Genomic DNA, 9,328 nt, shown 5'->3' on the forward strand with positions numbered 1-9,328 from the left:
GCTCGCTTCCTTCAGATTCCGCGTCACCACGGACACCCTTGCGTTAGGCTAACCACTACTTCTGCCTTCATGGCTCGGGACTCTCACCCTAGAGATTACATCCATGCCAGGCACACTAAAAAAGTGCCATGTATGGATAACATACATGGCATTTTTCTATTCTTAATTTTTTTTATCCCAGCTTTAAAGTCACACGATCTTACTTCCCGATGTGTTAATTTTTGTTCAATTGGAAAGTAAAAACTTGATCTTAAATCAGTCTTTTGTTTGGAACTACAAATAATCTAGGTTCATTATATGTTTTACCAGGTCTTTATACTAAATTAGGAAAAACTTATATTCTTTAAAAATACTTATGACTATGATAAAAAGTCATTTTTTTAATAGATTTCATAATACCGATTTTATGTCAAATTGCTACAAAAACTATTTCTTCAGATGATTTCCTAACTACAAGATGGGTCTAAGCCCAAATTGTATAAGATAAACTTCATCAATTAGTGGAGGTTGGGCTCACATGTGCTAGGTCATGCAGACCCTTCCACAGGACCTGGTTATTTAATCTGCCTTCTCCTATCCCCACTGATTATTACTAGCATATAGTCATCGATATTTCAAATCAAGCTCTCGGTAAACGGCCTCAAAATATAACATTAAAAAAAGCACTTTCATCCACCTTTTTTAAGTGAAAGTGCTTTTTGGTTGTCTACTACATCGCTTTACTTCGTTTTATTAATAGAAAATAGCTTTTTTCATTAACCTTTCGTTGCCTGAATTAAGTTTTCAATAGTTGACCGTTTATTTTCATGTAAACTAATCACGATCTTGCTACCGACGATGACACCATCGCAATAACGACTTAATTCTTTTACTTGTTCAGGATTTGATACACCGAAGCCAGCGATCACGGGCTTCTTGCTAATTGCTTTTAGCTCTGTTAAATAATGACCGATCGATTCAATGAATTTGCTCCGTTCTCCCGTTGTTCCTGTCACAGTCACAGCATATAAAAAACCAGTCGTCCTCTCGGCAATTTGAGTCAACCTTTCCTTTGAACTGGTTAAAGTAGCTAAACGAATAAGTGCAAGTCCTTCACTTGCAATAAGTTCTGGGAGGTCCCCCTCTTCCTCTAATGGCAAATCAGGAATGATCAAACCGGAGACGCCAGCCTCAGCACAGTCCTTTATACATGTTTCCAAGCCATAGGCATAAATGGGATTAAAATAAGTCATTAGTACAATTGGAATGGAGCGTTGCTTCTTTGTTTGCTTTAAGATCTCTAAAATAGAAGATAAATTTACTCCTTGCTTAAGTGCTCGAAGTCCAGCCGCTTGGATAACGGGGCCATCTGCGACAGGATCTGAAAAGGGAATGCCAAGTTCAATTGCTGTTGCTCCCGCTTCAGCTAAAAAGTTAATTTGCTCTGGGAGTTGGTCAAGACCACCATCCCCTGCCATAATATAAGGAATAAAAATTTTATCACCATTTGCTAATGTCTCTTGTAAGCCTTGCTCTAATTTATTTATTGACATTTAAATCACCTCCAAGTGCAGATTGAACTGTTTCAACGTCCTTATCTCCACGTCCGGAAAGGCAGACAACAATTGATTGATCTGGATTCATTTTGGGTGCTAGTTTAGCTAAATAGGCGATTGCATGTGCACTTTCCAAAGCTGGAATAATCCCTTCTGTTTGTGAAAGTAGCTTTAATCCCTCTAAGGCTTCAGTGTCTGTGACCGAACGATAGGTGACACGATTAATCTCCTTCAAATGACTATGTTCAGGGCCAACACCTGGATAATCAAGTCCAGCTGAAATAGAGCTAGCTTCCTCAATTTGACCATATTGATCCTGAAGTAAATAGGTCATCGTCCCATGCAAAACGCCCACTTTACCATCTGTTAATGTAGCAGCATGCTTACCTGATTCAATCCCACTTCCGCCTGCTTCAATACCATACAATTTTACCTTCTGATCATTAATAAATGGATAGAACATCCCGATTGCATTGCTTCCACCGCCAATGCATGCAAGAATAGCATCAGGAAGGCCACCTTCTGCAAGAGCAAATTGTTGTTTCGTTTCACTGCCAATTATACTTTGAAAATCACGAACGATTTTCGGAAAAGGATGAGGACCAACAACTGAACCGAGAATATAGTGGGTATCTTCAACATTTGTCACCCAGTAACGAAGCGCCTCATTGACAGCATCCTTTAAGGTCCCACTTCCTTGGCTGACCTCTACGACCTTTGCTCCAAGGAGTTCCATTCGAAAAACATTTAGTTTTTGTCTACGGATATCTTCCTTACCCATAAATATTATACATTCAAGACCTAGCAGTGCCGATACGGTTGCCGTTGCAACTCCATGTTGGCCCGCACCTGTTTCAGCGACGACTTTTTTCTTACCCATTCTTAGAGTTAGCAAAGCTTGCCCAAGGGCATTATTAATTTTATGTGCCCCCGTATGATTAAGGTCTTCACGCTTTAAATAGATTTTCGCACCACCGAATGCTTTCGTTAAGCGTTCAGCATAATAAAGCGGTGTTTCTCTGCCGACATATTGTTTTAAATAGTTTGCCAGTTCACTTTGAAAATTAGGATCATCGATTGCCTCCTGGTAAGCCGCTTCAAGCTCAATAATCGCTGGCATTAATGTTTCTGGGACAAATCTGCCTCCAAATGAACCGAAATGTCCGGTTAAATCTGGTTGTTGATAAATTGACATCTTCTTCACCTTACTCCCTTTACATTTAGAATAAATTGTTTGATCTTCTGCACATCTTTAATACCACCTGTTTCAACACCGCTTGATACATCAACACCCACTGGCTGAACTTGACTTATTGCTTCGATCACATTATTTGGTGTTAAACCACCTGCTAGGATTAATTTCTCACGGACACTTGGAATCGAATCGATTAAGCCCCAATCAAACACCTCACCACTACCAGCTTCTGGACCGTCAATCAGAAGATAATCTACAACGGGTAGGTAATCCTCCACTTGGCCGAGGTCACTTTCTGTTCGAATCGATAGGGCTTTGATAACTGGCACTTGACTATTCAAGCAGTCTGCTACGGTTTCATGTCCATGTAATTGAACATAATCAAAATTTACCCGCCCTGCCATCTGATTTATTTCTGAAATAGGTGTATCAACAAAAACACCGACTGTTTTTACTGTATGTGGTAATTGTTTATTGATTTGAATTGCCTCTGTCACTGTCACCTGTCGTTTACTTTTAGCAAAAACAAAACCAAGAAAATCAGCACCCGCCTCTAGGGATGCAAGAGCCGCCCCAATCGTTCGAATTCCACAGATTTTAACAAGCATCATATTCACCTCATTTCAAGAACTCAACAAATGTTTGTTGTAAATTCTGCGCCCGCATCAGTCTTTCTCCAACTAAAATGGCTTGCGCACCTGCTTCCCTCAACCGTAAGACATCTTTACCTGTTTGAATACCACTTTCACTAACTAAAATCTGACGATCACGATCAATAAAATGGGCAAGCCGTTCAGTTACCGCTAGGTCTACTTCAAATGTTTTTAAATTTCGATTATTAATGCCTACAAGTTCTACGCCAATTCGCTGGGCTAAGTCAACTTCTTCTTGATTGTGAACTTCAAACAGTACTTCTAAGCCAAGCTTAGTCGCATATTGGTAAAGGTCATTTAGTCGGTCTTCTGGTAAACTTGCTGCAATTAACAAGATGACATCAGATCCACAACAATAAGCCCGGTCAATTTGTAGCTCATCAATTATAAAATCTTTATTTAGTATTGGGAGATCAACCACACTTCTTACTGCTCTTAAGTCAGCATAGGAACCTTTAAAAAAGGAGTGATCCGTCAATACCGAGATCATTGAGGCACCAAGCCTTTCGTATAACTTCGCTTGATGCTTTGGATCAAGATTCGGATTGATCATCCCCTTCGATGGTGAGGCGCGTTTAAATTCAGCGATTACTTGTAATGATTGATCTTTTTGACATTGAGCAGTAAAGGAGCGTATCGGTCTTGGGCTTTTTTCGGTTAAGGGTGAAAAGTGCTTTTTTAATTGTTCAACCTCTTTTTCTTTTTCTAATAAAATCTCTGAAAGGATCGTCATTTTTCTATCTCCTGTTTGATCTTTTTACTATAATGGATTAGGCCATCTAATCGCCTTAAAGCTTCTCCAGAATCTATACTCTCACGTGCCAATTCAATCCCCTCCCGTACAGTTTTGGCTGTGCCATTAGCAAAAATGCCTAAGCCAGCATTTAATAAAACAACCTCTCGATGTGGTCCGGCTTCACCATTCAACACGCTTTTTAATATCCTAGCATTTTCCTTGGCACTGCCACCTTTAATTTGTTCATTCCCTACCAGTGGCAAGTCAACTTCTGTTGGGGTAATCGTAAATGGAGTTAAATTTCCTTCATTTAATAAAACACAATGATTTTCACCAGCTAATGAAGCCTCATCCATATAGCCTGCACCGTTGATCACAAGTGCCCGCCTTCTTCCTTGTTGATGAAGAGCACCTGCCATTTGCTCTAATAAATCACGGCGATAAATACCTAGGAATTGTGTGGATAACTGAACAGGATTTGTTAATGGACCGATTAAATTAAAGATAGTCGGAATCCCTAAACTACGACGAATTTTCATAACCTGTTTCATATCTGGGTGGACATGAGGTGCATATAAAAAAGCAATCCCGTTGACCTTGATCAATTCACTCATCTGTTCAGGTGTTGCACTGAGTTCAACCCCAAGTGATTCTAAAACATCCGCGCTACCCGTTTGACTAGAAATACTTCGATTTCCGTGTTTGGCTACCTTAATTCCTGCACCTGCAAGTACAAAAGCACTCGTTGTACTAATATTAAAACTTTGTGAGTGATCACCACCCGTTCCGCAGTTATCCATGACATCTGTGATCATAGGTGCCATTGGAATCGCTCTTTGGCGAATTACATTAACAAGTCCCGTTATTTCACTAACTGATTCACCCTTATACTTTAAAGCCGTTAAAAATCCACCAACAATTGATTCAGGTGTTGCTGGGTTAAACATGAATTGAGCAGCTTCCTCCATTTCCGTTACCGTTAGGTCTGCCCCAGATAACACTTTTTCCAGATAATTTTTCATTTGGCTTTCCCCCTCTCTGATTGTAAGCAATGGTTTCGTCATTACTTATTAACAATTGACTAAATCAATGTGCAAAATTAAGATTGAACCACCTCCAATAATGCTTTTGCCTTATTTAATGTTTCTTGATACTCAGTGCTTGGATCTGAATCATGGACAATACCAGCACCAGCTTGCACATAAGCTTGATTGTCTTTTATAACCATCGTTCGAATCGCTAGTGCAAAATCGAGATCACCATTCATATTGATATAGCCAATTGCTCCAGCATAAACACCCCGTTTAACCTGTTCTAAATCATTAATAATCTGCATCGCTTTTATTTTGGGTGCACCTGAAACGGTCCCTGCAGGGAAAAGTGAAATCAATGCGTCGATTGACGTGTATGGCTCATCTAGCCTTCCTGTTATTTCAGACACAATGTGCATCACATATTGATACCGCTCGATCACCATATATTTAGGAATTTGAATTGAGCCCTGTTTACAAATCTTACTCAAATCATGTCTACTTAAATCAACCAACATTTCATGTTCAGCTCGCTCTTTAGGATCTGCTAAGAGTTCATCAGCCAAAGCTTTGTCTAGCATTGGTGTGTTACCTCGAGGTTTTGTTCCTGCGATTGGATTAGTAATAACTGTCCTTTCATTCACTTTAACTAAGCTCTCTGGCGATGTCCCAAGGACAAGATAATCATCAAAGTCTAAATAAAACATATATGGAGATGGATTGCTTAACCTTAAACGACGGTAAAAGGAAAATGGGTCACCAGTAAAGTGTGCTTTCATTCTTTGAGATAGAACGACCTGTGAAACATCCTGCTCATAAATATAACGTTGAATTTCTTTGACCTTCTCGATAAAAGTTGCTTGATCTAGCGATGACTCGAATGTTAGTTTTGTTACTTTATCATGCTGTTCTTTTGGGTCGGTAAAAATTTGATCAACTAGTTGATCGAGTCTTGCCTTTAATGCTGAATGACTTCTTGACTTTGACAGGTCAACCGCAATTAAGGTTAGGCTCTGGTTTTTATGGTCAAAAATCAGGACATCTTGATAGATCATAAAATGTATGTCTGGCATATCAATTTCGTCATCTAGCACACTTCCGATCTCCGCATATTGACGAATACTATCGTAACCGACATAACCAACTGCCCCACAATAAAAATCAAATGGTAACCCTAGATCAACTTGTGGTATATGTTGCTTGACTATCTCGAGTGGCTTGCCAATCAAGGTTTCTGTTTGGCCATCCACTTTTATTATCGTTTCTTCACCCTCCCCAATCATTTCCTTGAATGGGTTCACACCAATAAAAGAGAAACGTCCTTTATCTTGATGATTACTTGAACTTTCTAAAATAAACTTCTTCTCACCTTGTAGTCGATTGAAGATAGCAATCGGTGTTAAAGTATCCCCATTAATCTCTCGCTTTTGATATTGGTAAGCCAATGTTAATCACTCCTCCATTTTTTTATAAATCATTCATTGTTAGATATAAACTTTGCCTTCACCACTATGGATTGAAAATTTATTGCCAACTTATACAAAAAGTCCCCTAAATAAATTTAAATTATTTAGGGGACGATTAAAGTAAACCGTGGTACCACCACCATTTTAGAGATTGTTAACTCTCTACACTTTGATCCAATCACGGGGATTAGCCGGCTCTTCCTACTCCATTCTGTTCAGAAAAGCTCTAGTAAGTCCATTCAGCTTCCTTGTTATACTGAGTTTCCAGCAGCCTCAGCTCTCTTTGATAACCAATCATAAGCTTACTATTCTTACATCATCAATTTTTAATTATGCAATTGTTTTTTTTCAATTTGTCACATCAATAGAAGGTCTCCAACCAAGCATTTAATCCTTCCGGCCATTAAAAAAGGCCCCCTCGTTCCTGAATAAAGGACGAGAGAACCCGTGGTACCACCTTGATTAGCATATAATGCTCACTAAACGATCGGATCAATAGTTGATTAATCGCTGTTTCTCTGATAACGGTGAAACAACCTCCGTCAAAGCTTACTAGGCATTATGCCGTTTAGTTTGAATGCTCAAAAGTCCATTCACTTAATTTTTCACACTAGTTTCCACCAACCACTAGCTCTCTATCGTAAAAAAATAAGCTACTCCTCTTTATCATTGCAGAATTAGTATTTTGTTGCTTACTATCATAGTATGCTTAAGATTCAATGTCAACACAATTAAATGAATTTTCTAAAAAGTTTGTTAAATCTCGATTATTTCTTCTTTTATCTTCTCCCCTAAATGACGCCCTGGTTCATCTGGATAACAAATCAGCTCATCTCCTATAGCTAAATCAATAACAGCCTTTGCTGTCCGATCGGCAGCTAGTAAATGGACGCTATCCGCTTCTTGAACCGTAACTGATATTTCCTGATTTGTTTTTAATTCTTGACAAACAATTCGAATAAATGGTCTTTTCTCTATTTTCACTCGTCCGATTGGTACAAGACGGCTATCGTTATCCTTCCAGATCGGAACTTTCATCCCTGGTTTTATTTCTGCTAAATAACCCGTCTTCCCTCCGTCTAAAAGAAGATAATGATGATAGGCTCCTGCATTGATTCGGAATGGCCGTGGCGGGTAGGTATCTGTTGTTCGATTTTCTGACACAGCCATTAAATAACCTTTACCTGTATTGCCAATCAACAGACCTTCGATTGGATCTAGCTCATCAATCAAATCTAAACATACTCTTGCCCCCTCACCAATTGACTCGATTTTAATCACTTTTGCCGTTTCAAATTCTACCATGATTAACTCCCCCTAAAATTCCAAATCTTACTGCTTTTCTAATTGTTTAATATCATATACAATATGAATGGAATTGACAAATATACAGGAGGGCGACACGTGAGAAAAGGATTAATTATTTTGTTTTTACTATTAATCATTACTTTTGGTGTAATTGGAGTTCTACAAGATCATACGGATCGAGGCGTTAAACTAGAGGAGCAAGCAATCAGCCAGCAAATAAATAGCAACAGCTAAAAAGAGAGCAAGACGGATCATCTTTGCTCTCTTTTTTCATGCACTTTATTCTAATATCGTTACATCTACTTCTCGTACACCCCAACTAAGGGCATCCTCTTTTGTTGGAACATGAATATCAATTTTATTCCCTTTAATTGCTCCACCAACATCACCAGCGACTGCTTCGCCATAACCTTCAACATAAACGCGTGTGCCTAGTGGAATAACAGATGGATCTACTGCGATAACTTTCATATCACGATCCTCATTTAAATTTAAGCCTGTTGCTGTGATTCCTGTACATCCATCACATTCAGCAGTATAGGCTGTCGCTGTCATCGATAAAGTCTTCTCTTCAGACTGTTGCTTTTGTGACTGTTCGTCTGATTGCTCTGATTCAACTTGGTCAGCTTCAGTATCTTCTGGTGCTGATGCGGGTTGGGCTGGCTCTTCCTCAAGATCATACTCAACCGCTTCAGCATTTGGATAAATGACAAGTTCATTTCCCACCCTGATTAGATCAGAACTGAGTTCATTCCAATTCATTAAATCAACAACAGTCACTTGATATTCTTTAGCTAAGGCATACAATGTATCCCCTTGCTCTATTTGATGAATAATTTTTTCTTCCTCTACTTGTACTTGAAGAATTTGTCCTGGATAAATAAAGTTAGAATCAAGATCATTCAACTCATATAATGATGTAACCGTTGTTTCATAGTCTTGAGCAATTTTCCATAGACTATCTCCTGATTCAACTTGATATTCTTGTGCATGAAGTGTTGCTGGTATAACTGTCGATAAAGCTGTTGCAGTAATAAACGACATAACCATCTTCTTCATTTTGATTGCCTCCTTTTTAATAAGCAGTATTCATCTTAATACAAAACTAAAAGCTATAGGTTACAAAGCAATTAAAGGTTAATAAAAATAATGCGTCTCCCTGTTACATTTGTCATTGTGGGGCAATAAATCAGTTTTTTATACATCATATTGTTATTTTCTTTACTTTTTTTCTTTTGTTTTGGGTTTAGTCGGGTATTCTTCAATCGATTTCCAATGTTAATAAAATCGAGTAGAGTGAACGAATCGTGATTTGATTCGTTCGACCCTCTCACACCACCGTACGTACGGATCCGTATACGGCGGTTCAATAATTTGAGTGTACAAACTGGTATTTCTCGGATA

General features: G+C 38.7%; 10 protein-coding genes and 2 other annotated features. Of the genes, 1 reads left to right on the forward strand and 9 read right to left on the reverse strand.

Annotated features, from left to right (window positions below; translation table 11 throughout):
* Window positions 1-755 precede the first annotated feature (755 nt).
* The 7 genes from trpA to KQI76_RS11170 all read right to left on the reverse strand — a co-directional run bounded on the left by trpA (window position 756) and on the right by KQI76_RS11170 (window position 7,921).
* On the reverse strand, window positions 756-1,532 hold the full coding sequence (gene trpA / locus KQI76_RS11140; protein ID WP_216400376.1) for a tryptophan synthase subunit alpha: 777 nt from the start codon (window positions 1,530-1,532) through the stop codon (window positions 756-758).
* Window positions 1,519-2,730: a tryptophan synthase subunit beta gene (gene trpB, locus KQI76_RS11145; RefSeq protein WP_216400377.1), complete on the reverse strand. Its 1,212-nt coding sequence runs from the start codon at window positions 2,728-2,730 to the stop codon at window positions 1,519-1,521. Before trpB ends, trpA begins: the two co-directional genes overlap by 14 nt.
* Window positions 2,731-2,735: 5 nt before the next feature.
* Window positions 2,736-3,338: a phosphoribosylanthranilate isomerase gene (locus tag KQI76_RS11150; protein ID WP_371817681.1), complete on the reverse strand. Its 603-nt coding sequence runs from the start codon at window positions 3,336-3,338 to the stop codon at window positions 2,736-2,738.
* A gap of 10 nt (window positions 3,339-3,348) precedes the next feature.
* Complete coding sequence (gene trpC, locus KQI76_RS11155) at window positions 3,349-4,116, reverse strand: indole-3-glycerol phosphate synthase TrpC (RefSeq protein ID WP_216400379.1); 768 nt, start codon at window positions 4,114-4,116, stop codon at window positions 3,349-3,351.
* Entirely contained in the window at window positions 4,113-5,141 is a 1,029-nt protein-coding gene (gene trpD / locus KQI76_RS11160) for an anthranilate phosphoribosyltransferase (protein WP_216400380.1), read from the reverse strand. Before trpD ends, trpC begins: the two co-directional genes overlap by 4 nt.
* A gap of 77 nt (window positions 5,142-5,218) precedes the next feature.
* On the reverse strand, window positions 5,219-6,595 hold the full coding sequence (trpE, locus tag KQI76_RS11165) for an anthranilate synthase component I (RefSeq protein ID WP_216400381.1): 1,377 nt from the start codon (window positions 6,593-6,595) through the stop codon (window positions 5,219-5,221).
* Window positions 6,596-6,720: 125 nt separating this feature from the next.
* Window positions 6,721-6,945, reverse strand: a binding site (T-box leader).
* Window positions 6,946-7,044: 99 nt separating this feature from the next.
* Window positions 7,045-7,295, reverse strand: a binding site (T-box leader).
* A 77-nt stretch (window positions 7,296-7,372) separates the two neighbouring features.
* Complete coding sequence (locus KQI76_RS11170) at window positions 7,373-7,921, reverse strand: 3-dehydroquinate synthase II domain-containing protein (protein WP_216400382.1); 549 nt, start codon at window positions 7,919-7,921, stop codon at window positions 7,373-7,375.
* 99 nt (window positions 7,922-8,020) lie between these two features.
* Here KQI76_RS11170 and KQI76_RS11175 point away from each other — a divergent pair, with 99 nt between their 5' ends.
* On the forward strand, window positions 8,021-8,158 hold the full coding sequence (locus tag KQI76_RS11175) for a hypothetical protein (RefSeq protein ID WP_216400383.1): 138 nt from the start codon (window positions 8,021-8,023) through the stop codon (window positions 8,156-8,158).
* A gap of 45 nt (window positions 8,159-8,203) precedes the next feature.
* Here the strand turns inward: KQI76_RS11175 and KQI76_RS11180 are convergent, their stop codons facing one another.
* On the reverse strand, window positions 8,204-8,983 hold the full coding sequence (locus KQI76_RS11180; RefSeq protein WP_216400384.1) for a 3D domain-containing protein: 780 nt from the start codon (window positions 8,981-8,983) through the stop codon (window positions 8,204-8,206).
* A 71-nt stretch (window positions 8,984-9,054) separates the two neighbouring features.
* Window positions 9,055-9,328, reverse strand: a 274-nt coding sequence (locus KQI76_RS11185; RefSeq protein ID WP_216400385.1) for a hypothetical protein, incomplete at its 5' end; no start/stop codon positions are given.

Source organism: Amphibacillus sp. MSJ-3, from assembly GCF_018919165.1.
GTDB lineage: Bacteria > Bacillota > Bacilli > Bacillales > Amphibacillaceae > Amphibacillus.